The sequence below is a fragment of the Streptomyces sp. NPDC127106 genome, assembly GCF_042677605.1.
Taxonomy (GTDB): Bacteria; Actinomycetota; Actinomycetes; order Streptomycetales; family Streptomycetaceae; genus Streptomyces.
Map to the genome: position 1 here is coordinate 47,671 of NZ_JBHXTC010000001.1, position 24,540 is coordinate 72,210.

23 protein-coding genes are annotated in these 24,540 nt (G+C 72.8%); 14 read left to right on the forward strand and 9 right to left on the reverse strand.

The features are described from left to right. Nucleotides 1-21 precede the first annotated feature (21 nt). A complete protein-coding gene (locus ACFVGY_RS00195; protein ID WP_385668468.1) occupies nt 22-630 on the forward strand; it encodes an isochorismatase family protein in 609 nt (202 codons plus the stop codon). A 101-nt stretch (nt 631-731) separates the two neighbouring features. On the opposite strand, the gene ACFVGY_RS00200 is transcribed toward ACFVGY_RS00195, so the two are convergent. Then, complete coding sequence (locus tag ACFVGY_RS00200; protein ID WP_385668471.1) at nt 732-1,418, reverse strand: esterase/lipase family protein; 687 nt, start codon at nt 1,416-1,418, stop codon at nt 732-734. 138 nt (nt 1,419-1,556) lie between these two features. Then, nucleotides 1,557-2,003, reverse strand: a complete 447-nt coding sequence (locus ACFVGY_RS00205) for a PPOX class F420-dependent oxidoreductase (RefSeq protein WP_385668474.1) — start codon at nt 2,001-2,003, stop codon at nt 1,557-1,559. Nucleotides 2,004-2,279: 276 nt separating this feature from the next. On the opposite strand from ACFVGY_RS00205, the gene ACFVGY_RS00210 reads away from it, so the two are divergent. After that, entirely contained in the window at nt 2,280-5,042 is a 2,763-nt protein-coding gene (locus tag ACFVGY_RS00210; protein WP_385668477.1) for an ATP-binding protein, read from the forward strand. Here ACFVGY_RS00210 and ACFVGY_RS00215 read toward each other — a convergent pair. Then, complete coding sequence (locus tag ACFVGY_RS00215; protein ID WP_385668480.1) at nt 4,994-5,548, reverse strand: GNAT family N-acetyltransferase; 555 nt, start codon at nt 5,546-5,548, stop codon at nt 4,994-4,996. The two genes, ACFVGY_RS00210 and ACFVGY_RS00215, sit on opposite strands and share 49 nt — an antisense overlap. 306 nt (nt 5,549-5,854) lie before the next feature. On the opposite strand from ACFVGY_RS00215, the gene ACFVGY_RS00220 reads away from it, so the two are divergent. The 3 genes from ACFVGY_RS00220 (at nt 5,855) to ACFVGY_RS00230 (ending at nt 8,401) form a co-directional block, all read left to right on the forward strand. Next, entirely contained in the window at nt 5,855-6,397 is a 543-nt protein-coding gene (locus tag ACFVGY_RS00220; RefSeq protein ID WP_385668482.1) for an EF-hand domain-containing protein, read from the forward strand. Between the two features lie 113 nt (nt 6,398-6,510). Further along, nucleotides 6,511-7,428 carry a class A beta-lactamase gene (gene bla / locus ACFVGY_RS00225; RefSeq protein ID WP_385668485.1) on the forward strand — a complete coding sequence of 306 codons (918 nt, stop codon included), beginning with the start codon at nt 6,511-6,513 and terminating at the stop codon, nt 7,426-7,428. Nucleotides 7,429-7,480: 52 nt separating this feature from the next. After that, entirely contained in the window at nt 7,481-8,401 is a 921-nt protein-coding gene (locus ACFVGY_RS00230; RefSeq protein WP_385668488.1) for a DUF6891 domain-containing protein, read from the forward strand. 89 nt (nt 8,402-8,490) lie between these two features. Here the strand turns inward: ACFVGY_RS00230 and ACFVGY_RS00235 are convergent, their stop codons facing one another. Continuing rightward, nucleotides 8,491-10,215, reverse strand: a complete 1,725-nt coding sequence (locus ACFVGY_RS00235; protein WP_385668491.1) for an acyl-CoA dehydrogenase family protein — start codon at nt 10,213-10,215, stop codon at nt 8,491-8,493. A 37-nt stretch (nt 10,216-10,252) separates the two neighbouring features. Next, nucleotides 10,253-10,825, reverse strand: a complete 573-nt coding sequence (locus tag ACFVGY_RS00240) for a PadR family transcriptional regulator (protein ID WP_385668494.1) — start codon at nt 10,823-10,825, stop codon at nt 10,253-10,255. Nucleotides 10,826-11,054: 229 nt separating this feature from the next. Here ACFVGY_RS00240 and ACFVGY_RS00245 point away from each other — a divergent pair, with 229 nt between their 5' ends. Beyond that, nucleotides 11,055-11,945 (forward strand): alpha/beta fold hydrolase, encoded by an 891-nt coding sequence (locus ACFVGY_RS00245; RefSeq protein ID WP_385668496.1) that lies wholly within the window; start codon nt 11,055-11,057, stop codon nt 11,943-11,945. Between the two features lie 20 nt (nt 11,946-11,965). Here ACFVGY_RS00245 and ACFVGY_RS00250 read toward each other — a convergent pair whose 3' ends face one another. Next, a complete protein-coding gene (locus ACFVGY_RS00250; protein ID WP_385668499.1) occupies nt 11,966-13,459 on the reverse strand; it encodes a hypothetical protein in 1,494 nt (497 codons plus the stop codon). Between the two features lie 231 nt (nt 13,460-13,690). Between ACFVGY_RS00250 and ACFVGY_RS00255 the strand changes: the two genes are divergently transcribed. Then, nucleotides 13,691-14,665, forward strand: a complete 975-nt coding sequence (locus tag ACFVGY_RS00255; protein WP_385668502.1) for a tyrosine-type recombinase/integrase — start codon at nt 13,691-13,693, stop codon at nt 14,663-14,665. 76 nt (nt 14,666-14,741) lie between these two features. Here ACFVGY_RS00255 and ACFVGY_RS00260 read toward each other — a convergent pair whose 3' ends face one another. Continuing rightward, a complete protein-coding gene (locus ACFVGY_RS00260) occupies nt 14,742-15,311 on the reverse strand; it encodes a TetR/AcrR family transcriptional regulator (RefSeq protein ID WP_385668505.1) in 570 nt (189 codons plus the stop codon). A gap of 242 nt (nt 15,312-15,553) precedes the next feature. Here ACFVGY_RS00260 and ACFVGY_RS00265 point away from each other — a divergent pair, with 242 nt between their 5' ends. Further along, nucleotides 15,554-16,105, forward strand: a complete 552-nt coding sequence (locus tag ACFVGY_RS00265; protein WP_385668508.1) for a hypothetical protein — start codon at nt 15,554-15,556, stop codon at nt 16,103-16,105. A 139-nt stretch (nt 16,106-16,244) separates the two neighbouring features. Here ACFVGY_RS00265 and ACFVGY_RS00270 read toward each other — a convergent pair whose 3' ends face one another. After that, on the reverse strand, nt 16,245-19,301 hold the full coding sequence (locus tag ACFVGY_RS00270; protein ID WP_385668511.1) for a Tn3 family transposase: 3,057 nt from the start codon (nt 19,299-19,301) through the stop codon (nt 16,245-16,247). Nucleotides 19,302-19,758: 457 nt separating this feature from the next. Between ACFVGY_RS00270 and ACFVGY_RS00275 the strand changes: the two genes are divergently transcribed. Together ACFVGY_RS00275 and ACFVGY_RS00280 are read left to right on the forward strand one after the other, a co-directional pair. Then, nucleotides 19,759-20,136: a VOC family protein gene (locus ACFVGY_RS00275; RefSeq protein WP_385668514.1), complete on the forward strand. Its 378-nt coding sequence runs from the start codon at nt 19,759-19,761 to the stop codon at nt 20,134-20,136. Between the two features lie 107 nt (nt 20,137-20,243). Then, nucleotides 20,244-20,399, forward strand: a complete 156-nt coding sequence (locus ACFVGY_RS00280; protein ID WP_385668517.1) for a DUF6131 family protein — start codon at nt 20,244-20,246, stop codon at nt 20,397-20,399. 199 nt (nt 20,400-20,598) lie between these two features. Here ACFVGY_RS00280 and ACFVGY_RS00285 read toward each other — a convergent pair whose 3' ends face one another. Next, nucleotides 20,599-21,024: a subtilase-type protease inhibitor gene (locus ACFVGY_RS00285; protein WP_385668520.1), complete on the reverse strand. Its 426-nt coding sequence runs from the start codon at nt 21,022-21,024 to the stop codon at nt 20,599-20,601. Between the two features lie 474 nt (nt 21,025-21,498). Between ACFVGY_RS00285 and ACFVGY_RS00290 the strand changes: the two genes are divergently transcribed. From ACFVGY_RS00290 to ACFVGY_RS00305, 4 genes are all read left to right on the forward strand, one after another. Further along, complete coding sequence (locus ACFVGY_RS00290) at nt 21,499-21,999, forward strand: hypothetical protein (RefSeq protein WP_385668523.1); 501 nt, start codon at nt 21,499-21,501, stop codon at nt 21,997-21,999. 226 nt (nt 22,000-22,225) lie between these two features. Continuing rightward, on the forward strand, nt 22,226-22,876 hold the full coding sequence (locus ACFVGY_RS00295; RefSeq protein WP_385668526.1) for a hypothetical protein: 651 nt from the start codon (nt 22,226-22,228) through the stop codon (nt 22,874-22,876). A gap of 72 nt (nt 22,877-22,948) precedes the next feature. Then, the gene (locus ACFVGY_RS00300; protein WP_385669817.1) at nt 22,949-23,155 is read left to right on the forward strand and encodes a ferredoxin; all 207 of its coding nucleotides are present in this window, start codon (nt 22,949-22,951) and stop codon (nt 23,153-23,155) included. Beyond that, a complete protein-coding gene (locus ACFVGY_RS00305; protein WP_385668528.1) occupies nt 23,148-24,539 on the forward strand; it encodes an NAD(P)/FAD-dependent oxidoreductase in 1,392 nt (463 codons plus the stop codon). The genes ACFVGY_RS00300 and ACFVGY_RS00305 overlap by 8 nt, the downstream gene beginning before the upstream one ends. Nucleotide 24,540: the final 1 nt, after the last annotated feature.

The following is a 24,540-nucleotide window of genomic DNA, read 5'->3' on the forward strand; positions in this document are numbered from 1 at the left end:
CACCGACAAGGAGAACCTGCCATGACCGCTTCCGCCCGCCTGCGTGACGTGATCGGCCTCGACGACCGGCTGCCCCGGCTCGCCGACACCACCCTCATCCTGATCGACTTCCAGAACACCTACCGCAGCGGCGTGATGGCCCTCGAAGGAGCCGAACCGGCCCTCGCGGCCGGGGCGCGCCTGCTGGCGGCCGCCCGCGCCGCGGGAGCCCCGGTCATCCACGTCGTCAACGACGGCGGGGAGGGCACCCCGTACGACATCCGTGCCGAGATCGGCGCCATCAGTCCGGAGGTCGCACCCCTCGACGGCGAGCCGGTCGTGGTCAAGCAGCTCCCGAACGCCTTCCAGGACACCGCCCTGGAGCGGACCCTGCGCGAGCTGGGCGCGGGCAAGGAGCTGGTACTGGCCGGCTTCATGACCCACATGTGCGTCGCCTCCACCGCCCAGGGCGCGTTCACCCTCGGCTACCGTCCCACCGTGGTCGCCGAGGCCACCGCCACCCGCGCGCTGTCCGCCCCCGACGGTACGGTCCTGCCCGCCGCCACCCTCCAGGCCGCGGCCCTGACCACCATCGCCGACCTCTTCGGCCCCGTTGCCCCGACCGCCGACGCCCTCGTCCCCACCGCGTAACCGGCGGGAGGGGGATCTGCCCTCCGGCCTGCTGCCGCGCCCGGCAGATCACCTTGCACACCGTTGTGGTGGACGGGGCGCTTCCCCCGGGCGGCGGCGGATCAGCTGATGTGCGCCTTGACCTGCTCGTAGACGGTCCTGTCGGTGGGAAACGCGGTGTGCTGCAGGCACGGGGTCACGGTGTTCACCGCGCCGGTGAGGGCGACGGTGCTGTCGGGGTTGACCACGAGGTCGCAGGGCGACCTCCAGGTGGCGTAGCGAGGGGTGCCGGGTGTTTCGTCGCCGGTGTTCAGCGCGGTGAGGAAGGGGGAGCCCGGCCGCATGTCGGCGCAGGCGGCGCCGCCGCACAGGTAGGCGGCGTTCGTACCGTGGTTGGGTCCCGCGAGGGAGACCCAGGCGTCCACCTTCCCGTCGGCCGCCAGGTTCTTGAGGTAGTGACGGGAGGAGAGGGAACCCATGGAGTGGGTGACGAGGTCGACCCTGGCGGCTCCCGTGGCCGCCAGAACGCGGTCGATCTCGGTGGCGAGTCGGGTTGCGGTGGTGGTGTTCGACTGGCTGGTCGGGTAGCTCCACCGGTTCAGGTGGCCGGCCGGCCAGCCGTCGGAGCGGAACCGGTCGGCCATCGTGGCCCAGATCGAGCCGTCGCTGTTCCAGCCGTGTACGAAGACGACGGGATCCGGGGCGGCGGCCGCGGCCGCCGCCGCGGGCGGAACCGGGCAGGCCGCGAGGGCCGTGGCGAGGGCGGCGGCGGTGAGGAGGGCACTGGCGCGGGGCGGGCTCGGCTTCACGGGCAGCGTTGTAGCGAGCCCGCCGGGGCCGTGGCACGGGTCGGGCGGGCACGTCACCCGCCCGGCCGTCCCGAATTCACCCCGGAAAGGTTTCTGCCGGACGGACGGACGGACGTACCGACCGACGGCCGGCGGGGATCAGCCGAGGACGGCGCCGTACAGGTGGTCGACCGTCATCGTCATGAGGACACGGCGGTCGGACACCATCACGGACCGGTACTCCTCCCAGTCCGGGTGTTCGCCGGCGGCGCGGCGGTAGTAGTCCACCAGCGCCTCCACCTCGGGGCCGTACGGGTCGGTGCCCGGGCCGGTGAGGGTCGCCACGCCCTCGGCAGCGGCCCAGGCCCGGCCGTCCGGGCTGGTCACCTCCAGGGTGGCGCGCGGGTCACGGCGCAGGTTCGCGGTCTTGGCGCGGCCCTCGGTCGTCGAGACGTAGAGGGTGTTGGTCTCCCGGTCGTAGCTGGGCATGACCGGGGAGAGCTGCGGGCGGCCGTCGGACTTGATGGTGGCCAGGATGCCGAGCCGGCTCTCGGCGAGGAGGGCGCGCAGGGTGGGCTGGCTGGGTTGCGTGTCGTCCGTGGTCACGGTGAGGCCTCCGGCGGTGTGCGGAACTGCTGGGGTCAGGGCACCGTAACCGCTCCCGCCGGACGGTGCGGGCCGCCGGGGCTGCGCGTCGGCCGTTCGGATAGGACTCGCCCCCCCGGACGGACAGCCGTCGCGACAGGGGCCGTGCGGCGCCCCTGCCTTCGGGTTGGCCCCCTTCCTCCCCCTGGAGCACGTCCGCGCCGTGGGCGGTCGAACCGCGGTGCGCAGATCCGGTGACCGGTCCGCAGCTTCCGCGTCCTGCGGGATACTGCACGGGTGGGAAGCGACTTCGTCGGGCGCGCGGCCGAACTGGCGTGCCTCGCACGGCAGATGGATGCAGCGGGGCAGGGCATCGGATCCGTGGTTCTGGTCACCGGGCCGGCCGGTATCGGCAAGAGCACGCTCGCCGCCGAGGCGCTGCGCCGCCACGCCGGTTCCGCGGGCCTCACCGTCGTACGGGGCCACTGCCCGAGGGGGGCGGTGGCGCCGCCGCTGTGGCCCTGGCGGCGCGCACTGCGGCTCGCCGGAGCGCAACCGTGCCCGCCCGTGCCGGCTCCGGAGGCGGGGACCGCGACCGCGCAGGCCGCCGCGGCCGCGGCCCGGTTCCTCGAACTGGCCGGGATGGCCGAGGCACTGGCCGAAGCGGCTGCGAAGGGGCGCGGCCTGGCCGTCGTCCTGGAGGACCTGCACTGGGCCGACGCCGCCAGCCTCGACCTGCTGCGGCACGTGACCGGCCTGGCCGCCGAGTGCGGGCTGCTCGTGATCGGCACGTTGCGCGAGCCGGTGCCCGAGGACGCCGCCGGGGCGCTCGCGGAGCTGCGCCGGTACGGGGCCTCGGTGCTGCGGCTGGCGCCGTTCACACCGGAGGAGGTCGCCCAGTGCCTCGGCGGGCCGGAAGCCGCCGCGGAGGCGTACCGCCGTACGGGCGGGCTGCCGCTGCTGGTCGCGGCCCTGCGCACGCACGCCGCGGACCTGGGCGCGGTCGTCGGCGGCCTGCTCGCCGGTCTGGGCCCCGACCAGCGCACCGTCGTCCGGGCCGCGGCCGTGCTGGGCGGGCAGCTGGACGCCGGCCGGCTCGCCCCGCTCCTGCCGGAGCTGGGCGAGGGCCCGGTCGGCGAGGCGCTCGCGGCGGCCTGGCATGCCGGGGTGCTCACGGCCGCGCACACCAACGACACCGGACGCACCTACCGGTTCAGCCACGACCTGGTCCGCGACGAGGTGCTCGGGCGGACCGATCCGGCGACCCTGCGCGGCCTGCACCGGGCCGCCGCACGGGCGTTGGAGGCGTCCGGGGACCCCGCCGACGCGGCGCGGATCGCGGCGCACTGGCGCCGGGCCGGCAGCGAGCCCGGCTACCGTGCGGCGGCCGCGCACTGGTCCCGGATCGCCGCGGACCTGGCCCGGGGCCGACACGCCTACGCCGATGCCGCCCGGCATCTCGCCGACGCCGCCGCCGCGTTCGACACCCGGGATCCGGGACGCGCGCCGGCGCTCCTCGCGCTGGCCCGCGGCGAGTACCTCGCCGGCCGCTACGACGTCAGCCTGCGCCACTGCGCGGAAGCGTCGGAGGCCACCGGCGCGGCCACCGCCGCGGACCGTCCGGGCCTGCTCGCCGAGGCCGCGCTGGTGGTGCAGGGGGTCACCTTCCCGCACGCCTCGCAGACGATCGCCCGGCTGTGCGAGGCGGCGCTGGTGCACGCCGGGGCCCTGCCCGACCGCGTGCGGGCCCGGCTCCTCGCCCAGCTCGCCACCGCCTCGGCCGACCTCGGCTCCCCCGCCGCGGCGGCCGCGCACGCCCGCGCCGCCCTCGCCCTGGCCTCGGCCGCCGGGGATCCGCCGGCCGAACTCGACGCGGCCCGCGCGGTGGAGAGCACCCTGGCCCACCCGGACGACACCGCCGAACGCCTCCGTCTGGGCGACCTGGCCGTGGCCCGCGCCGAGCAGCTCGGCGATCCGCTGGCCGCCGTGCTGGGCCACGAGTGGCGCGTGCAGGCCGGGTACCTGCTCGGACGGCCGGGCCTGGTCGACGGCGCGATCCGCGCCATCGGGGCGATCACGGACCGCTGCGGACTGCCGCTGGCCCGCTGGCACCTGCTGCGCGTCCGCGCCGCCCGGGCCGCGCAGGAAGGGCGGTTCGCCACCGCCCGCGCGTGCAACGCGGAGGCCGCCGCGCTGGCCGTGGCCGGCGGGGACCGCACCGCGGCCACCATGGACCACGTACTGCGCCAGCAGCTGGCCCATCTGCGCGGCGACCCCGCCGAAATGGACGAGGCGATGTGGCACGACCTCGACCGCGCACCGCGGAACCCGCTGTTCCTGTCGTTACGGGCGCGGGCCCTGTTCCTCGCCGGACGGCCGGCCGAGGCACGGGAGGCGTACGCCCAACTGCGTCCCCTGCTGCCCGTCCCGATGACGAACCCGACGTGGCCGGCGGTGCTGCTGCACCTGGTCGACCTGATCGCCCTGACGGGCGATGCCGAAGCCGCCCGGACGGTGTTCGCCCAGCTCGTGCTGTTCGCCCCGTACCCCGGGGCGGTGGGCACGCCCACGGCCTGGTTCTCGGGCTCGGTCAGCCGCGAACTGGGCCGTCTCGCCGCGGTCTTCGGCCGGCCGGCGGAGGCGGAGGACCACCTGCGTACGGCGCTGCGCCGCAACCGGGCGCTGGGCGCCCACCCGTACGTGGCGCTGACCTGCCTGGACCTCGCCGCCGTCCTGCGCGACCGCGACGCCCTCGCGGAGGCCGCCGCCCTGGCCGGGGAGGCCCGGGAGATCGCCGACCGGCTCGGCCAGCCCGGCCCGTCCGCGGCGGCCGTACGCCTCGGGGGCGAGATCGGCGTCCTGCGGGCCGGGGCCTCTCCCCTCACGCGCCGCGAGCGCGAGATCGTGGTGCTGGTGGCGCAGGCCTGGTCGAACCGCCGGATCGCCGGAGAGCTGGTGCTCTCCGAACGCACGGTGGAGACCCACGTACGGAGCATCCTCGGCAAGTTGGGCTACGCGAACCGCACCGAACTCGCCGCCCGCTGGACCGCGCCGGACTGACCGATCGCTCGGGGGAGGGTGCGTTCGCCGGGTGACGGGGATCCGCCGGGTGACGGGGATCCGGGCGGGCCCGGCCGCCACATCGCCGTAGTCACCAGCGGGCCGACCGTCAGGCGGCGGAGCGTGGTGAAGCCGAAGCGGCGGTAGAGGCTGGCGTTCGCGTCGTCGGCGGTGGTCAGGAAGATGCCGTCGGGGGCGGGAGTGGTGCGGAGCAACTGGTCGAGGAGCTGCCGTCCGGCGCCGCGCCCCGCGGAGCCCGGCTCCACGCCGATGAACTCCAGCGTCCAGGCCCCCGCAGGAGCCGCGGCCTCCGTGGCGTGCAGGTAGCGCAGCGTCCGGGTCAGGGCGCGGGGGCCGCAGTGCGCCAGGGTGCGGGCCGCGAAGGCCGCCCGGGCGATGGCCGGGGGCACTGCGGCGGGCGGGGTGAGGACATGGGCGACGGGGCGGCCGTCGCCGTCGGTCAGCAGGTGGCGGCGGGCTCCGGGGAGCGTGGCGTGCGTCCGCACGGTGGCGGCGAACCAGGCCCGGCGGGCGCGGGCGGATCCGCCCGCGATCCATGCCGTGGCCGGTTCGCGGGCGAAGGCGGCGGCGAGTACGGGTGCGCACCGCCCGGGCGGCGGGGGCGTCGTCGCATTCCAGGCGGCCGAGGCCGCCGTCGTCTCCGTCCTCGCCCGTGCTCGCGTCAGACATCGCGCCGCCTCTCCAGCGCGGTGTGTGCCACCAGTACACCCACCTGGTTCACCGATGCCGGGACACGCCCCCGAGCGCGTCAATCGGGCGGCTTGCGAGCTGCCGCCACCTACGCTCCCGGCATGAGCGTCAAGAAGGCGGCGGTGGCCGACGAGATCTTCGACCGGTTGGACACGAACGGGGACGGCGTGCTGACCGCGGAGGACTACCGGACCAGCGCGGAGCAGCTGCTGCAGTCGTACGGCATGGGGCCCCACTCGCCGAAGGGGCGCGCCCTGATCGAGGCGAACCAGGCGCTGTGGGAGCGGCAGGCGGAGCTGGTGGACCGCGACCACGACGGGAGGATCGACCGGCAGGAGTACCGGGAGTGGTTCGATTCCCTGCCCGCGTCGGAGGCGACCTCGGGCGCACCCTCCGGCTCGTCCGAGGTGATGGCGGTCCTGCACGCGCAGTTCACCGTGGCCGACCGGGACGGGGACGGGCTGATGGACCTCCACGACTTCACGATGTGGCGGGAACTCAAGGGAGTGCCCGGCCGGGACGCCACCGCCGCGTTCGGACTGATCGACTCGGACGGCGACGGCGCGATCGGCTGGCAGGACTTCACCAGGTCGGCGGCGGCGCACGGGCTGGAGGCACTGCTGTACGGGCCGGGACGGGGATAGGGCGCCAGCAGCGGCCGATCCGCCGGGCCGACCCCGGGAACCGCAATGATCTTGATTGGCGTCCTTCCTGTCACGTGACCGACCACCACGAGCAAGACAGAGGAGACGCTGACGTGAACACACAGGGAGCAACACCGTCCCGTCGTGCGCTGCTGACGGCGGGGGCGGGGGCGGCACTGGCCGTGGCACTGCCGGCGGGCCCCGCCCGTGCCGCCTCGCCGCACGGCTCCGACGGCGTCGTCGCACAGCTGCGGCGGCTGGAGCGCGACCACGGGGCACGGTTGGGGGTGTACGCCCGGGACACCGCCACCGGCCGGACCGTACTCCACCGCGCCGACGAGCTCTTCCCCATGTGCTCGGTGTTCAAGACCGTCGCCGCGGCAGCCGTGATGCGGGACCTCGACCACGACGGCACCTACCTCGCCAAGCGCATCCACTACACGCTGCAGGACGTCCTGGACGCCGACGGCGGTGACATCACGAAGCAGGAGAAGAACATCGCGAACGGCCTGACGGTGGCCGAGCTGTGCTCGGCCGCCATCGCCCAGAGCGACAACGCGGCCGCCAACCTCCTGCTGCGCGAACTCGGCGGCCCCACGGCGATCACCCGCTTCTGCCGTACCCTCGGGGACCGCACGACCCGGCTGGACCGGTGGGAGCCCGCGCTGAATTCGGCCGAGCCCTCGCGGGTCACCGACACCACCAGCCCCCGCGCGATCGGACGGACGTACGCGCGGCTCGCGCTCGGCGACGCTCTGTCCCCGCGGCACCGGGAGCAGCTGAACCGGTGGCTGCTGTCGAACACCACGAGCAGCGAGCGGATGCGCAAGGGCGTGCCCCCGGAGTGGGCCCTCGGGGACAAGACCGGCGCCGGTTCGTACGGGACCAACAACGACGTGGGCATCGCCTGGCCGCCGGGACGGCCGCCGGTGGTGCTGGCCATCCTCACCACCAGGCCGGAGGCGACCGCTCCGCGGGACAACGACCTGATCGTCAAGACCGCGGACCTGCTGACGAGGACCCTGGTCTGACGGAGGCAGGGGCCCGGCGCCGTTGTCAGTGGTGCCTGGCACAGTGGCCACCATGCTCGACATCACGATCCTGACCGAACCCAGCTCCCGGCACGTCCGGCCCACCGAGGGGGAACTCGCGGCGCTCGTCCACCGGATCGGCGGCGAAGACGACCACTTCCTGGTCGTCCAAGCGGTTCCGGACCTGCCCGACCTCTTCATCCAGGTGTGGCACCGCACCGGCGAGGACTACACCCTGGAGCACCGTGCCGGCAGTCCGGACCGGCACTTCCAGACCTCCGTCCGGAGCCCCGAGGTGGTCGTGTCCGCCATCACGGCCTGGGCGGGCGGACGCCGGGACGGCTGGGACGCCGGGCTGTCCTGGGAGGGGCTGGAATTCCCGCCGGTCGAGCCGGCGCCGCCGCTCGACCTCGACGAGGAGGAGCGGCGGCTGCTGGAGGACCAGGTCCGCGACGTGCTCGCGGCCGGCTACGCCACCCGGGCCGAGCTCGCCGAAGCAGCCGAGGAGTACCTGGTGTCCGGGGACCGCCGGCCCGTCTCCCGGGCCCAGGCCGAAGCGCTCGCCGACCGGATGTGGCGGGAGCGGGTCGAGGAACAGGCCGGCTGGGAGGGCGAGACCGACCCGGAGCGGCTGTCCCGGGCCTTCGCCGAGCTGGAGGCGGCGGGGATCACGGCCCGCGAACACTTCAGCTGCTGCCGGACCTGCGGCACCAGCGAGATAGGCGCCGTGGGCAGCCCTGACGCCCGCGGTTTCGTGTACTTCCACATGCAGTGCACGGACGGCGCGGCGGCCGGACACGGCCTGAACCTGCTGTACGGCGGCTTCGACGGCTCGCCCGAGACCACCGCCGCCGTCGGCCGGGAGGTCGTCGCCGCCCTCGCCCGCGCGGGCCTGCCCACCTCGTGGAACGGAGACCCGGGCGAGGCGGTCACGGTCACTCCGCTGACCTGGAACCGACGGCTGATCGGCTGAGCCGGAGGAAGGACCGCGGCAAAGTCCGCGGCGCGGCTGCGGGCGGCCTCCACCGCACGGTGTGGGGAGGCCGCCCGCTTCCCGTGCTGTTACGGGGCCATCTCGTAGGCCCCGGACAGGGCCTCGACACGGGACCAGACGCGAGCCGCGCGCGCCTCGTCGACGACGGGGCGACGGACCGCGCCCAGCGCCCAGGCCTGCTGCTCCGCCGTGGCGGAGTCCTTGCCGTACAGCTCGACGGCGTGGCCGGAGAAGTCGCGGACGAGGACGGAGAACAGCTCGTCGAGGACGTCCTGGTCCAGGCCGGTCAGGCGGGCCTGCTCCAGGATCAGCTGGGCGTGCACGACCAGCGCGAACAGCTGGCCGACGGAGAGCAGGAAGTCGAGGTCGCGGCTCTGGTCCTCGTCGGGGGCCGTGGTGGCGACGAACTCGCACAGGGCGTCGGCCTGCTCGCGGAACCGGGCCACGTTCGGCACCTCGGCGTACCCGTCGAACGCGGGCCGCCAGTCGTGGAAGCGTACGGAGCCGAGGCCGCGGGCCGGGCCCTGCCGGAACAGGAAGTCGTCGTCGGCCGCGTCGAGGCGGGTCGGGACGGCCGGGTACTCGACCGGCTCCAGCAGGTGGTTGCGCATGAACTTGAGGATCAGCGCGAGGTTGACGTGGACCGTGCCCTCCAGCTTGGGCAGGCCGCGGATCTCGACGGCCGCCTGGGCGAAGTAGTTGTCCTTCTCAAAGCCCTTTGCGGCGATGACGTCCCACATGAGGTCGATGACCTTCTCGCCCTCCGTGGTCACCTTCATCTTCGTCATCGGGTTGAAGAGGAGGTAGCGGCGGTCGTCGGGGCCGGCCGTGCGGAAGTAGTCGACGGCGCGGTCGCTGAACAGCTTCATGCCGACGAGGCGGACGTAGGCGTCGGCCAGCTCGCGGCGCACGTGCGGGAAGGCCGTGACGGGGCGCCCGTAGAGGATGCGGTTGTGGGCGTGGGTGACGGCCTCGTACATCGCGTGCTCGCAGATGCCGATGGAGGCGGTGCAGAGGTTGAACTTGCCGACGTTGACGGTGTTGAGGGCGGCGTCGAAGGCGGCTCGGCCGGTGTGCAGGACGTCCTCGGCGGCCACCGGGTAGTCGTCGAGGCGGAACTCGCTGACGTACTTGGAGGAGTCGACGACGTTCTTGACGAGGTGGTAGTTCGGGTGACGGCTGTCGGCCGCGAAGAAGACGTAGGCGTCCGGGCCCTCCATGTCGGTGCGGCGGCCGAAGACGGAGACGAGTCCGGCGGCGTTGCCGTTGCCGATGTAGTACTTGGAGCCGGTGGCCCGGAAGCCGCCGTTGCCGTCCGGCTCCAGCAGCATGTCGGTGGAGTAGATGTCGGCGCCGTGGGACTTCTCGGAGAGGCCGAAGGCGAACACCTCGCCCTGGGAAAGGAGTTCCGCGGCGTGGGCCCGCGCGGCGGCGTTGTCGCTCTGCCAGACCGGGCCGAGGCCGAGGATGGTCACCTGCCAGGCGTACCAGTAGTCGAGGCCGTAGAAGCCGAATATCTCGTTGAGGGCGGCGATGCGGGCGGTGTCCCAGCGCTTGTCGCCCTCGCCGTCGCCGGCCGCGGAAGCCGGCGTGAGGAAGGTCGCGAACAGGCCCTCCTTGGCGGCGAACGCCAGGAAGTCCGCCAGCCAGGCGCGGGAGCGGTAGTCCTCGATCAGCTTGCGCTTGCCCCGCTCCTCGAACCAGTCGACGGTGGCGCGCAGCAGCCTGCGCGTCTCGGGGTCGAAGTGCGCCGGGTCGTAGGTGTGCGGGTTGAACAGCAGCGGATCGGTCATGGAGGTTCGCCTTCCGAAGGGTTGGGTGCGGTGCGGTTCAGTCGGTCGCGGCCGGCGGTGCCGCGCCGAGCCGGCGGAGGGTGCCGAGGACGTCGTCGAGCCAGGCGATGGTCATCCGCTCGTAGGCGATGCCGCCGCGCAGCACGACGTGTTGGAGTTCCCGGCCCGCGTCGAGCGGTGCGGGGGCGTCGGGCCCGGTGAAGTCGCGCTGTTCTCCGGCGAGGTAGTGGGCGAGGCGTTCGCCGTGCGCCCGGCGGTGCCGCTCGACTTCGTCGATCAGCCCGGCGGGGTCGTCGAAGGCCGCTCCGCGGATCTTCACGGCGAGGTCGTGGCGGAGGCTCTCGGGCTCGATCGGATCGTGCAGCCACCGGGAGAGGGCGGCGCGGCCGGGGCCGGCGACGGAGTACTCCTTCTTGTCCGGCCGGCCCTGCTGCGGGACCTCGCGGACGGCGAGCATGCCGTCAGCTTCCATGCGCTTGAGGACGCGGTAGATCTGCTGGTGGGTGGCGGTCCAGAAGTAGCCGATGGACCGGTCGAACCGGCGGGCCAGCTCATAGCCGGAGCCCGGCTTCTCCAGCAGGGAGACGAGGATCGCGTGGTCGAGCGCCATGCGAGGATCCTGCTATGCAACTCGTTGCATAGACAAGCGGGCGGGGTCAGGTGAGACGCGGCTCACCCGGAACCGGGCGGCGGGGCGGGTCACGGGCGACGGTGGGGTGGCCCCGCAACAGCCCGGCCCGTGCTGCGTCCTCCCCGGAAGAACCTTCGCGGAGAGCGATGAGTTCGGGCGGCCTGCTCGGTCTGTCCTTCGTCACTGCACCGACCCGGAGGAGCCCACCATGACCGAGATCGTGACCCGCACCCTGGAATCGACGGGCGCCACGGTCGCGTACGACCTGCGGCACGGCGCGGACGCCGGAGCCGGGCGGGTGGCCGGCCGGCCGCCCGCCCTGTTCCTCATCGGCTCGCCGATGGACGCCGCCGGGTTCGGCACGCTGGCGTCGTACTTCACCGACCGGACCGTCATCACCTACGACCCGCGGGGCGCCGGCCGAAGCCTCCGCACCGACGGCGCGGCGGAGACCCTGCCCGAGGAGCACGCCGAGGACCTGCGGCGGGTGATCGAGGCCGCCGGGACGGGCCCGGTCGACGTGTTCGCCAGCAGCGGCGGCGCCGTCAACGGTCTGGCCCTGGTCGCGCGCCGCCCGGAGCTGGTGCGGACCCTCGTCGCGCACGAGCCGCCGACGGCGCAGGTCCTGCCGGACCGGGAGGCGGCGCTGGCGGTGTGCGAGGACATCCACACCACCTACCTGCGCGACGGGATGGGGCCGGCGATGGCCAAGTTCCTCGCGACGGCCATGCGAACGGGCCCCTTCCAGGAGAACTGGCGGGACGAACCCGTCCCGAACCCGGCGGACTTCGGGCTGCCGTCCGAGGACGACGGCTCGCGCGGGGACCCGCTGCTGGGACAGAACATGCGCGGCTGCACCTCGTACCGGCCGGACTTCCCGGCGCTGCGCGCGGCCGGGACGCGGATCGTCGTCGTGGCGGGCGAGGAGTCGGAGGGGCAGTTCCCCGCCCGGGCCGCGGCGCGGGTCGCGGACGGGCTGGGCATCGGGCTGACGCTGTTCCCGAGCCACCACGGGGGCTTCCTCGGCGGCGAGTACGGCCAGCACGGGGACCCGGAGGCGTTCGCCCGGGCCCTGCGTGACGTACTGGACGGCGGCTGACGGCCGACCCGTGGCCGCCGCTACTGACTGCCGCCCTTGAGGCGGCGGTTGACCTCCTCGTTCACCCGGCGGTTGAGTTCGGCCAGTTGCTCGGGGGTGTAGGCGGTCAGGTCTCCGACGTCCGGCGGCGCGTCCGGAGCCCGTTCCTTCGGTTTGCCGTCCTCGCGGCGCCCCAGTTCCTGCTCCTCCGGCGAGCCGGGGGCCGCGTACGCGCACCGGATGAGGGCGCCGTCGGCGGCCTTCAGGCAGGACACCTCGCGGCCGCCGACCTGGCCCCTGCCTTCCACCCGGTAGCGGATGTTCTGTTCGCTGCCGATGGTGGCGGTCCAGGTGGTGCCGCCGGTGGGCACGACCTCGAACACCTGGTCGTCGTTGTAGCAGCAGACGTCCCGGTACTCGGCCTTGACCAGGGCGACGATCGCCTTCGGCGAGGGCCAGGTGGGGTCGAGCCGGTGGACGGTCAGCGGGGCGAGTCCGGTGCCCCGGTGCCGGGTCGGGACCGTCGCCACGGCCACGACGGAGCTCGCTTCGCCCTGTGGGGTGAGCGGGGTGACGTACGCGCTGCCCCCCGACCCGTCGCGGTGCCGCAGGGTGAACTCCGACTCGTTGCCCTCGTTGGCGCCGTCCTCGGAGGCGTCCCAACCGCTGCGCTCGAACCACCAGTCGGCGAAGCTGCCGACCGCGGCGGTCGCCTCCCGCTGCCGGGCCGCCAGACTCGTCGGATAGGAGGGTCCGGGGACGTCGACCGTGTCGGTGGTGAGGGCCAGCTGTCCGGTCCGCCCGTTGTAGAGGGCGACTCCGGCGGGGCGTTCCGTCACCACCAGGATCCCGGTCTGTCGTTTGAGGGGGACGACCACGAGGGGGGTGTCCCCCGAGCACGTCACGTAGGCGTCGGAGGCCTCGAAGCGCACCCACCGCTCCCTGGCGGAGATCTTCCGGCCCAGGTTGTGGCCGAACCAGCCGCCGATCCGCGCGTCCGCCACGCCGACGTCGAAGGCGCAGCGCTGCTGGGCGCGGCCGGTGCCGCCGAGCGGGACCTCCTGGACGAGGCCGACCTCGTACCCGGTCAGCCAGCCGCGCCGCTCCACCAGGGTGGCGAACCTGTCCGCGTCGGGCAGATAGGTGATGTCTGCTATCTCACCGGTGACATCGCCCAGATGAGGGGCGGCCTGCGCCTTGCCGACCAGGTACGGCGACCGGGCCGCGAAGTCGGGCACCGGCTCGGCGACGATCTGCGCACCGGCCATGTAGGCGCGGTCCTGCAGGTACGACCCGTAGACCAGCCACGCCACCGCGAAGGCCAGCCCGGCGACGGCGCCCAGGCAGCCGAGGGTCTTCACCCCGTCGCCCGCCGGCGCGCCACGGTTCGTGCGACGTGTTCGGCTGACCAGCCACGGCAGGACGGCGAGCCCCGCGACCGCCACCGCGGCCGGCGCCAGCCGGGCGAACGCCTTCCGCAGCTCCCACACCACGATCGTGCTGAAGTACGGGGCGTACAGCGGTGCGAGCACCACGAGCAACACCAGTACCGCGGGTATGGGGGCTGAGGAACATCGGTGTCAGATCGTGCGCTAAGCCTTCGTCGACCCTGGTGGGCGGCTGACGGGGGTGTCGGCTCCGGGGCCGGTCTGAAGTCGTCCCTCAGATAACACCCCAATATCTGCGGTAGCTTGATCCGTCACCTGCGGTGACGTTCTCCGGCTGCTACGTGAAGCGGCCCTGTTATCTGCGGCAAGGGGTAAGTGGTGCCCAGCGTTGCACAGCTGCCGACCGGGAAGGCGCTGACCGTCCGGGCGGCGGCCGACGTGTTCCTCGAATCGCTCGGAAACCCGAACACGGTCCGGAACTACGGGATCGGGGTCGGCAAGACCGCCGAGCGAATCGGCGAGGGCCGGCCGCTGGCGTCGGTCGCGGACGACGAGATCGGCGAGGCCCTCGAACTGCTCTGGGGCACCTCGGCGGTCAACACCTGGAACTCCCGCCGGGCCGGGGTGCTGTCCTGGCTCGGCTGGTGCCGGGAGCGTGGCTACGAGGGGCCGGCGGTCCCGGCCTGGGCGAAGCGGCTGGCGGTGCCGGACTCCGAGACCCCGGCCCGCTCGAAGATGGCCATCGACCGGCTGATCGCCCGGCGCGAGGTGCACCTTCGGGAGAAGACGCTGTGGCGGATGCTCTACGAGACGTCCGGCCGCGCGGAGGAGATCCTGGGCGTCAACATCGAGGACCTGGACTTCGCCGGGCGCCGCTGCCCGGTCAAGGCGAAGGGCGCCCGTACGAAGGCCCGCCGCCGGGGCCAGGCCCGCGACGACTACGTGCTGGAGACCGTGTACTGGGACGCCGGCACTGCCCGGCTTCTGCCGCGGCTGCTGAAGGGCCGTACCCGCGGGCCGGTGTTCGTCACCCACCGCAAGCCCGGCCCCGGCAAAGTCGCCAGCCCGCGCGACGTCTGCCCCGACACCGGGTTCGCCCGGCTGTCGTACGGGCAGGCCCGTGCCCTGCTGGACGAGCACACGGCCGTACGCGGGCCGGGCACCGGCTGGGATCTGCACGAGTACCGCCACTCCTCCCTGACCCACCTCGGCGAACAGGGAGCGTCGCTGCTGATGCTGATGGCGAAGTCCCGGCACAAGAAGCCGGAGAACGTCCGCCGGTACTTCAAGCCGTCCCCGGAAGCGATCGCCGAGCTCACCAGCCTGCTTGCACCGGGCGACAGCCGCCGCTGAGTGCGCAGTTGAGGGTGGTCGAACAGATGCGGTGAGAGCCGGGGCGGGTCGGTGGTGAGCTGGTCCTCCATACCCTTCAGGGAGCGGGGTGCAGGCTGCCGAGGGTGAGGGTGACCAGGCGGTCGACCGCGGCTTGGGACGGCAGGGCGGAGGCGGCGGTCAGGGCGTGCAGACAGTACGCGGCGAGCTCCGGGGCCGGTACGTCGTCGCGCAGGTCGCCTGCCTGGGCACCCTCGGTGATGAGGGTTTCGAGCATGTGGGTCAGGTGCTGCTCGGCGTGGTTGACGTGTGCGCTCTGGTGGAGGAGGGCGGCGAGCTCCCCGCCGTGCCGCTGCGCGGCCAGTGCGGCGAAGGCCCCCGCGACGGCCGCAAGGCGCTGGGCGGCGGTGCCGGGGCGGTGTGCGGCTTCGGCGAGCTGGCGGATATGGGCGTCGACCTGCCGTTCGTGCCAGGCGACGAGGACGGCTTCGGCGTCGGGGAAGTACTTGTAGAGCGTGGCGCGTCCGATGCCGGCGCGTTCGGCGAGCTGCGACATGGTCACCGCCCGCAGGCCGCCGCTCTCGATGAGCTCGGCGGCCGCGTCGAGGATGGCCTCCCGCACTGCGTGGCGGTGCGCGTCGATGGTCTCGTTCCACAGCTTCGGCACCCACCCAGGATACGGATGTCCACGAGCGATACGCTATGCAAGAGATAGAGACAAGGTGTCTCGTAAAAGCTGTCGCACCGCCTGGAGGGCGTCATGTCTGCGTCACCGCATCGTTCCGGCGAACCCGGCGAGGAGGAAGGTGCGCCGCGCTGGGTGAAGATCTCCGCAGCGATCGCCATAGCCGCGGTCGTCGTGTTCGTGATCGTGCACCTGGCCGGCGGCGGCATGGTGGGGCACGCGCCGTGAGCCTCTTCTCGCCCGCGCTCCGCAAGACCGTCCTGACCGCGCATGTGACTGCTTCGCTCGGCTGGCTGGGTGCGGTGGCCGCCTTCCTCGCACTCGCCGTCGCCGGGCTGACCAGCGCCTCGCTGCAGACGATGCGGGGGGCGTACGTCGCGATGGAGCTGGTGGGCTGGTGGGTGATCGTGCCGCTGAGCGTTGCCACGCTGGTCACCGGAGTGGTGCAGTCGCTGGGCACGGTGTGGGGGTTGCTGCGGCACTACTGGGTGATCGCGAAGCTGCTGGTCACCGTGCTGGCCACCCTCCTGCTTCTGGTGCACATGCAGCCGGTCGGACACCTGGCCGACGCCGCCGCCCGCGCCGCCCTGTCAGGAAGGGAGCTTGAGGGCATGCGAATCCAGCTGGTCGCCGACGCCGCAGCCGCGATCGTGGTCCTGCTGACCGCAGCCGGGCTGTCGGTGTTCAAACCCAGGGGGCTGACCCGCTATGGCCAGCGGCGTCGCCGAGCGGATCAAACCACACCCCTGCGGGCGGCGCAGACGCCCACGGCCTGAGCAGCGCGCGGAATCCGTCCACCACAACGGGGCTCGCGGCTCGTCCGACCACGCGTCTCCACCTGGGCCTGGCCGGGACGCTCCGAGTGATGCACACCGCCGATCGCCCGGAGTCTCAAGCAGGGTGGCGGCCAGGCCGTCATTCGTCCTCGGGGGCGTTCTTGTCGCGGAGGGGCCGCATGCCGCCGGGCAGGTCGGGGAGCTGGAAGGAGTACCGGCCCAACATGTTGACGTGGTGCCGGACGAACGGCGAGAGGCGCGCGACGTCCTCGTCCCGGACATCGAAGCCGTCGGCGCGGAGCTGGGTGACGGCGGCGTCCATGTACCGGGTGTTGAAGAGGACCAGGGCGTTGAGGACGAGACCAAGGGCGCCAATCTGGTCCTCCATCCCGTCCTGGTAGCGCTGGTAGAGCTGCCCGGCCCGGCCGTGGAAGATCTTCCGGGCGAGCGCGTGACGGCCTTCCTGGAGGTTGGCCTGCACCTTGATCTGACGGCGGTAGCCGGGCTCGTCGGCCAGGCGCAGGATGTGCAGGGTCTTCGCGATCCGTCCGTAGTGCGCGATCGCGTCGCCGAGCGGGGTGGGCCGTCCGTCGCGCGAGAGCATCCGGATCACGTCGTAGGCGCGGACGGCGCCGGTGTGGATGGAGCCGATGATCCGCAGGATGTCCTCCCAGTGCCGCTCGATGCGGGCGAGGTCGATCCGGCCGCGGGCCGCGTCCTGGAAGGCGCCGTAGTCGGCCGTGCGGTCGATGCGCCACATCTTCTGATCGGGCAGGTCGGCGAGCTGCGGGGCGTACGCGAACCCGGCGAGGGTGAGCAGGCCGAAGACGATGTCGGAGTACGAGGCGGTGTCGGTGACGATCATCTCCGGACGGCGGCCGCCGTCGCGGTCGTAAAGAACGTCCAGCACGTACAGCGAGTCGCGTGGGGTGCCGGCCACGACCTTCCCGCCCAGACCCGCCGCCTGATCATTGATCATGTTCAGCCAAGTTGCCCCGCCCCGGCGGCCGAAGAATTTCGGGTTCGGCCGCGCGTACACCGAGGGCACCGGCACGACAAACCGCATCCCGTCGACCGAGGCGACCAGCCCGCCGCCCCACGCGCTGACGAGGCCGATGGACGCCTGGTGCTCGATCAGCGTGGCGTTCGCGGCCCGGTACGTTGCGAGCCGCAGGTAGGTCTGGTCGACGTGGGACAGCCGCCCGTACTTCAGCGCGTCGGCCCCTCCGATCACGGGGGTGTAGCCGACGTTGCAGCCGTGGGCGACGAGCAGCGCGGCGATCGTGACGTGCAGGTCTCTCAGCCTGGCCTCGCCGCCGGTGACCGACGTGAACGCCTGGTCGGCGCCGGTCCACGAGAAGACCTCCAGCAGCACCTCCGGCAGGTCCACGCGCGGCAGCATCGCGTTCACCGCGGCCCGCAGATCAAGCAGGGTGGCCGGTTCGGGCTCCGGCTCCAGTGCGGCGAAGTGCAGCCGGCCGTCGTCGTCGAAGACGATCTGCGCGTTGTCCGGCAGGCGCCCGGCGACCTCCCGGTACGTGCCGTCCAGCAGCGCCGCCCGCATCGCAAGGTGCTCGCCCGCCTCCCCGGGCAGCCCGAGCGAGGCCAGCACGGTCGGCCTGGCCTGCTCCCACGCCTCACCGGCCAGCAGCTTCGCCCGCGGATCGCCCCACTTCGAGGAGTTCTTCGCGAACACCTGCTTGCTCCGCAGCATCCGGTGCAGCTGCTCCAGGACGCAGAAGGTGTACGCCTTCCAGTCCACCGTGCCCAGCTCCAGGTGCGGAGCCGAGAGCACCAGGCGCCGCCACGAGCCGACCAGCAGGCTGGTGTCGATCTCGGCCGGGCCGACCTTCTTGCGACCCATGAGGTCCGGCAGCGACTTGAGCGCGTCCAGCACGGCCTCGCCCTCGGGGGCGGCGCCGAAGTCGACGACCGAGACCAGGAGCTTGAGGAAGGGCCGGACAGTGCCGAACCGGCTGACCAGCATCGACCGCCACGCCTCGTCCGCGTCCGAGTCCAGCGGCGGGGTCAGCTCGAACAGCGCGGCGATCGCGGCGGCCAGCTCGTGCCGGGGCACGACCGCCTCGATCCGCTCCCACATCGCCTCGAACGACTCCACCGCCGGCCCTGTGACTTCGCCGGTGTCGGTGTCGACCAGCTCGCTCGTGGTGTCGAAGACGACCTGGAACGCGGTCGCCAGCTTCGCTGAGGCCCGTTCGACGCGCGGCAGCGTCTTCATCTTCTCCTTGACGGTCTCGCGCTCGGCCTTGGCCAGCAGCTTCGTCGCGATCAGCACCTCCAGGAGGTCCAGCGCGTCATCGACGGCCCGGGTCGTCAGGTAGACCGTGGTGGCCAGCAGGGTCGCGAGCCGGCGGGAATCGCCGTGACGGCGCAGGAGCGACGCCTTGCCGTCCACCCCGTACCGGGACAGTTCCGCCAGTCGCCGCGGCGGAATCGCCGAGACGTCCAGGTCCCCCATGCCAAGGGCGGCGATCTCCTCCACGCGCTGGAGCGACCACTTCATCTGCGGGCCCGACACCCGTACCGGGCCGCGTCGCAGCCGGTCCAGCTCCGAGACCCGCTCTCCGGGCGGGACGGTCAGCAGCGAGTCCAGCACCGCCCGCTGACCGACGTTCAGCAGCCCGTACAGCGTGTCCCACAACCGCTGGTTCGCCGCCTCCCGCACCGTGCCCACCAGCCGGGCCAGCCGGCTCGCCCCCGGCAACAGCACCCGGCCCTCGCGCAGCCAGCCCGCCGCCGCGTCGAACAACGCCTTCGGCCCGTCGCCGGTCGTCCACGCCCGCGCGTCCAGCCACGCGACCAGCTCCTCGCGGACCTCGGCGAAGTCCCGCCACCCTCCGGACTCCTGGATCTCCCCGGCGTGCGTACGGGCCGTACCGTCGCGCTCGCCGTACAGCTTCAGGCACGAGGCATCCGCGATCTCCAACTGCTCGGCCAGGTACTCGGCCACCTCCGCCGGCACCTGCCGAGGATCCGGCATGAACCGGCCCAGGAACCGCACACTCGTGAGCTGGACAGCGAACCCCAGCCGGTTGTGAGCCCGGCGCTTGGCCTGCACCGCCTCCCGGTCCGCGTCGTCCAGGAAAAAGTACCGCTCCAGCTCCGCCCGCGAGGGCACCTCGTGAAACGACCCGTACCGGGCCGCCTGCTCATCCGTCAGGAACTCGACCGCCACAACAGCTCTCCGAAGATCGAAAACAACGACCATCGAAGGCTCCGACGCTCAATCACCCCAGGTCAAAGCCACAACCGGACCGGAGAACCCTTAGCGCACGATCTGACACCGATGTTCCCCAGACCCCGGTATGGCGATACGCAGAATCCGGCCCATCAGTGCCCTCCCCAGCCTGCCCCCAACCGGCCCTCCTCATTGTGGCCCGCCGGCCGGGCCGTGTCCGGTCCCCGCCGAAATCGCCCGGGCGGCCGGGCGATCATGATGCTTCCGACTGTCGCGCGGGGTGGGGAACTCCTGTCCCCGAACGCGTCGTTTCGCCCCCGCCCGAACGGTCGAGATGCCCGGCGCGGAGGCCGTGCGCGCGCCCCGGGCCGGAGGGACGATGGACGAGGAGGGCCGCACCTCTGTGGCCGGACCTGACCCGAAGGACGAACCGAACCCGAAGGAGGGATGCGCCATGCTGGCGGACAGCAGGGCATTCAGCGGCTTCTCGGTACGGCGGATCGAGGACGTCAAGGATTTCTACGGCTCGACGCTCGGGCTGCGGGTCTCGGAGGACGGCGGGATGCTCTTCCTCCACCTGGCCGGCGGCAACGACGTCCTGCTGTACCCGAAGGACGACCACGAGCCCGCCACGTTCACCGTGCTGAACTTCCCCGTGCCGGACATCGACGCGGCGGTCGACGGCCTGGTGGAGCGGGGAGTGGCGTTCGAACGCTACGAGGGCTTCGACCAGGACGAGAAGGGGATCGCCCGCGAGAACGGCGGCGGCCCCGAGATCGCCTGGTTCAAGGACCCCGCCGGCAACATCCTCTCGGTGCTCAAGGAGCAGTGAGGCCCGGCCTCCTCTCCCGCGGGAAAGGGATTCCCTCAACCGGCAGGCATGCCGCGCCCGATCGGTGGTAGACGCAGGGAGTCCCGTAGGGGGGCGAGGAGGTTCTCGTGATTGTGCTCGGAGTGATTCTGCTGATCATCGGCCTGGTGTTCGGGATCTCGATCCTGTGGACGCTCGGCCTGATCCTCGTTCTGATTGGCGTGGTGCTGTGGGTGCTCGGTGCGGCCGGGCACGCCGTGGCGGGCCGCAGACACTACTGGTGAGGAGCGGGTCCGCACAGCGCTCCGGCTCCTCGGTGCCGCGCCCCGGTGATCTGCGCCGGTGAGGGCGGGGATGAACTCGGACGGCCGGGGGCGGTGGGTGACGGCGTAGTGCAGCCGGTCGCCCTGCCGCCGTCGGCCGTTTGCGTTCCGGCGCGCGGGGAGGGTCCGGCCCGTGGCGGTCGGGCCGGGTGCGGGGGGATCAGAACACGAAGACCGGGCTGCCGTTCAGGGTCGCGTTCATGACACAGGTGTTGGAGAAGGTGCTCTTCCAGGCGACGTGGCCGCCCTCCCACACACCGTCGACGGTCACGGTGACCGGGTCGTAGTGCATCGGACACGCACGGTCCGGGTTCGGGGCGGACAGCAGGCGGTCGAGGTTGCCGTCGGTGGACTTCAGCGCCGCGCAGGCCGCCTTGGGGTCGGAGTGCGTTCCCTGGGCGCTCGGCGCGCAGCTCAGGGTGGAGGCGCGCAGGAAGGTCGCGGTGGCGGGGTCGTCCCCCTTGGCGACGGCGAAGACCAAGGCGGACGGGGCGTACAGGCTTGCGGGCTTGGCCTCCGCGATGCCCGTGGCGCCGGCCACGCAGAGGAGGGCGGCGGCGGGGACGGCAGCGAAGCGGTAACGCACGACAGGACCAACTTTCGATTCAAAGGTTGAGCGCGATACTTTCTTGCGATATCGCGTTTCGGCGTGGCCGAGTCTGCCGGACGTGAAGGCGGGTCGCATATGCACCACCGATTTACGGACACGACGTTCGGATATCGGATACCGACCGGACGTTCGGCCAGCTCACGCGCGGTACGACCCCTGCGTAGCCGGCCGCCGACGGGACGTAACGGCGGCGCCGACGTACTGGATGCGGCTTCCTGACCTGCTGTCGGCCGCGCGCGGTTCACCGAACGGCCATCCAGCTTGACCGGATCGGTGCGGTTCGCCGCCCCGACGGGCCTCCCGGAAGAGCTCCCGGAAGAGCTCTCGGAAGCGGCAGGGCCCGGAGCTCCCGACGTCCTGCGGGTGCGGGCCGGGCTTCGATGGGGGAAGCTGGCGGTGGCCGCGGCACAGCCGTCGCCGCGGCGGCACGCAAGGGCAAGGAGGGGTCTCGTGGACACAGCGGGCACCCGTCGACGCACCGGCGCCATCGCCGCCCGGGCACGGACCGCGGCACTCCTGTGCGCGGCAGCCGCACTCGCCGTCGCATCCGTGCCGGTCGCGCACGCAGCGGGACCGGGACCCGCACCGGGTTCCGCCCCTGTCCCCGCGCCGGCACCGCTCGTGGTCGTCGACTGCTTCGAGGAGCCGCAGGTGCGCCCCGACGAGTACCTGCTCGCCTGCGGCGACGGCAACAACCGCCTCGTCGGGCTGCGTTGGCACACCTGGGGCCCGACCACGGCGAGGGCCACCGGCACCGACATGGTCAACGACTGCCGCCCGTACTGCGCGGCCGGCCGGTTCCGCCCGTACCCGGTGCAGGTCACCCTCAGCCACCCGCAGCCGTGGTCCGACCAGCCCGGTACGCACCGCTTCACCGTGATCCGCCTGGTTTACCCCGAGGCCGCACCGGAGCCGGTGCCGCACGACGTGACGTACAAGCTCGTCTACTGAGCCGCGGCCGCGACGCCAGCGACCGTCATCCTCCGGCGACGGGTCGTCGGGCGGGTCGGTGTGCGCGTGGATCACGACGCCCCCGAGGACGGCTGCCAAGAGGGCACGGAGTCCGGCCGTGCCAGCCAGCCAGCCCGCCCGCCCGCCAGCCGCCGGATCACCCGGGCGGGCGGTCCCGCTGGCAGCGGGGCGGCCGGGGCGGCTTGCTGGGGGGATGAGACAACACGTGCCGGGCAGGTCCCGGGAGAGCGGTCTGAGCACACCGCGGGCCGCGGGGTCCGCCGGGGTGGCCTTCGCCGTGCTGCTGGGAGCGGCGATCGTCCTGGTCCGGACGGCGCTGCCCTCGGGAGCCGCCGGGGAGGACCTCGTCCTGGACGAGGACGGGCGGACCGCGCTGACCGCTGCGGTCCACATGGTCCCGTTCGCCGGCATCGCCTTCCTGTGGTTCATGGGGGCCCTGCGGGAGCACACGGGGGAGGCCGAGGACCGGTTCCTCGCGACCGTGTTCCTGGGCAGCGGGCTGGTGTTCGTGGCCGCGCTGTTCGGCGCCACCGCCGCGGCGGGCACGGTGCTCGCCGCGGCCGAGCCGGAGGCCTTCGGCCGCCACTTCGCGTACACGCTGCTGACCACGTACGCCATGCGGATGGCCGCCGTCTTCGTCTTCGCCACCTCGGCCATCGGGCGCAGGCTGGGTGTCCTCCCGCGCCCGCTGAACGCCCTCGGGTACCTCGTCGGGCTGGTCCTACTGGTGGTGGGGGCCTCCGTGCCCTGGTCGGAGCTGGTCTTCCCGGGGTGGGCCCTGGTCATCAGCCTGTACGTGCTGCGCGTCGCCCGGCGCGGGCCGCAGCGCGCACGTCACTCCGACGGCTCCGCCTGACGGGCTGTGCCCGGCGGTGTCCCCCAAGCTGGGCCGGGGAGCCGAGGGGGCCACCGAAAGGACCGTACCTTGCTGAGGCTTGTCGTCGACCTGAACCGGTGCCAGGGGTACGCGCAGTGCGCCTTCCTGGCACCCGACGTCTTCGCGATGCACGGGGACGAGGGACTTCTCTACGATCCGCAGGCGGAGGCCGCCCAGCGCGAGCGCGTGGCCCAGGCCGCCGCGGCCTGTCCCGTCCAGGCGATCCTCGTCGAGGACCTGGAGGGCTCCGATGCCTGACACGGCGCTGGAGCAGCTCAAGAGCAGCGGCCGGATCGTCGTCGTGGGTGCCTCCCTGGCCGGCCTGCGGGCCGCCGAAACCCTCCGCGAGAAGGGGTTCCAGGGCTCGCTCACCATGATCGGTGACGAGCCGTACGAGCCGTACGACCGTCCGCCCCTGTCCAAGCAGGTGCTGCTCGGCAAGTCGGCCGCCGAACGCACGACGCTCCCCCGCCGCCGCGCGATCGACGCCGAGTGGCGACTCGGCGTGGCGGCGAGCGGCCTGGACATGGCGGGGAAGCGGGTCAAGCTGGCCGACGGCGACGAGGTGCCGTACGACCGGCTCATGATCGCCACCGGGGTGCGGGCCCGACCCTGGCCGAACCCGGCGGAGGCCGAACTCGACGGGGTGTTCGTCCTGCGGACCCGCGACGACGGGGCGGCGCTCGCCCGGCGGTTCGACGCGGGACCGCGCCGGGTCCTGGTCATCGGAGCCGGGTTCACCGGGTCCGAGATCGCCTCGGCCTGCCGTGAGCGCGGGATCGAGGTCACCGTCGCCGAACGCGGCTCCGCCCCGCTGGTGGGCGCGCTCGGCGGGGTCATCGGCGACGTGGCCGCCGAACTCCACCGGGAGCACGGCGTGGACCTGCGCACCGGGGTCATGGTGACCGGGCTGGAGGGCGATTCCACCGGGCGGGTCCGGGCCGCGCACCTGTCGGACGGCGCCACGGTGGAGTGCGACGTGGTCGTCGTCTGCCTCGGTGCGCAGCGCAACACCGAGTGGGTGATGGGCTCCGGGCTGGGCGCGGGTCCGCGCGGCATCGCCTGTGACGCGGGCTGCCGGGCCTTCGACATCATGGGCATCGTCACCGACGACATCTTCGTGGCCGGTGACGTGGCCCGTTCCCCGCACCCGCTGTTCGGCTACCAGTTCCTGTCGCTGGAGCACTGGGGCAATGCCGTCTGCCAGGCGGAGACCGCGGCCCACAACATGCTCAGCGAGAGCGCGGACCGACGTCCGCACATCTGGGTGCCGGCGTTCTGGTCCTCCCAGTTCGGCGTGAACATCAAGTCCGTCGGCGTGCCGTCCATGGGCACCGAGATCATGATCACTCAGGGTGCGCTCGCCGAGCGCCGGTTCACCGGGGTGTACGGGTACCAGGGCCGGGTGATCGGTGCCGTCACCTTCGACAACGCGCGCTGGCTGGAGTTCTACGAGAAGCAGATCGAGCTGACCGCGCCGTTCCCGCCGCCGTTCCCGACCATGGACCGGCGCTCCGAGGGGAGCAAACCGATGGACGCCGACTTCCCCGACCCGTCGGTTCCCACGCACGGACCGACCGTGACCCTCAGCGGATACTCGCCGGCCGACCGGCGGATGACGTTCACCCCCGCCGGGCACTGAC

What these genes read in the sequence shown, in the direction of transcription:
- ACFVGY_RS00305 (WP_385668528.1), top strand. Translation starts at nt 23,148, where the DNA reads ATGCCTGACACGGCGCTGGAGCAGCTCAAGAGCAGCGGCCGGATCGTC.
- ACFVGY_RS00245 (WP_385668496.1), top strand. Translation starts at nt 11,055, where the DNA reads ATGACCGAGATCGTGACCCGCACCCTGGAATCGACGGGCGCCACGGTC.
- ACFVGY_RS00195 (WP_385668468.1), top strand. Translation starts at nt 22, where the DNA reads ATGACCGCTTCCGCCCGCCTGCGTGACGTGATCGGCCTCGACGACCGG.
- ACFVGY_RS00230 (WP_385668488.1), top strand. Translation starts at nt 7,481, where the DNA reads ATGCTCGACATCACGATCCTGACCGAACCCAGCTCCCGGCACGTCCGG.
- ACFVGY_RS00240 (WP_385668494.1), bottom strand. Translation starts at nt 10,825, where the DNA reads ATGGCGCTCGACCACGCGATCCTCGTCTCCCTGCTGGAGAAGCCGGGC.
- ACFVGY_RS00275 (WP_385668514.1), top strand. Translation starts at nt 19,759, where the DNA reads ATGCTGGCGGACAGCAGGGCATTCAGCGGCTTCTCGGTACGGCGGATC.
- ACFVGY_RS00220 (WP_385668482.1), top strand. Translation starts at nt 5,855, where the DNA reads ATGAGCGTCAAGAAGGCGGCGGTGGCCGACGAGATCTTCGACCGGTTG.
- ACFVGY_RS00235 (WP_385668491.1), bottom strand. Translation starts at nt 10,215, where the DNA reads ATGACCGATCCGCTGCTGTTCAACCCGCACACCTACGACCCGGCGCAC.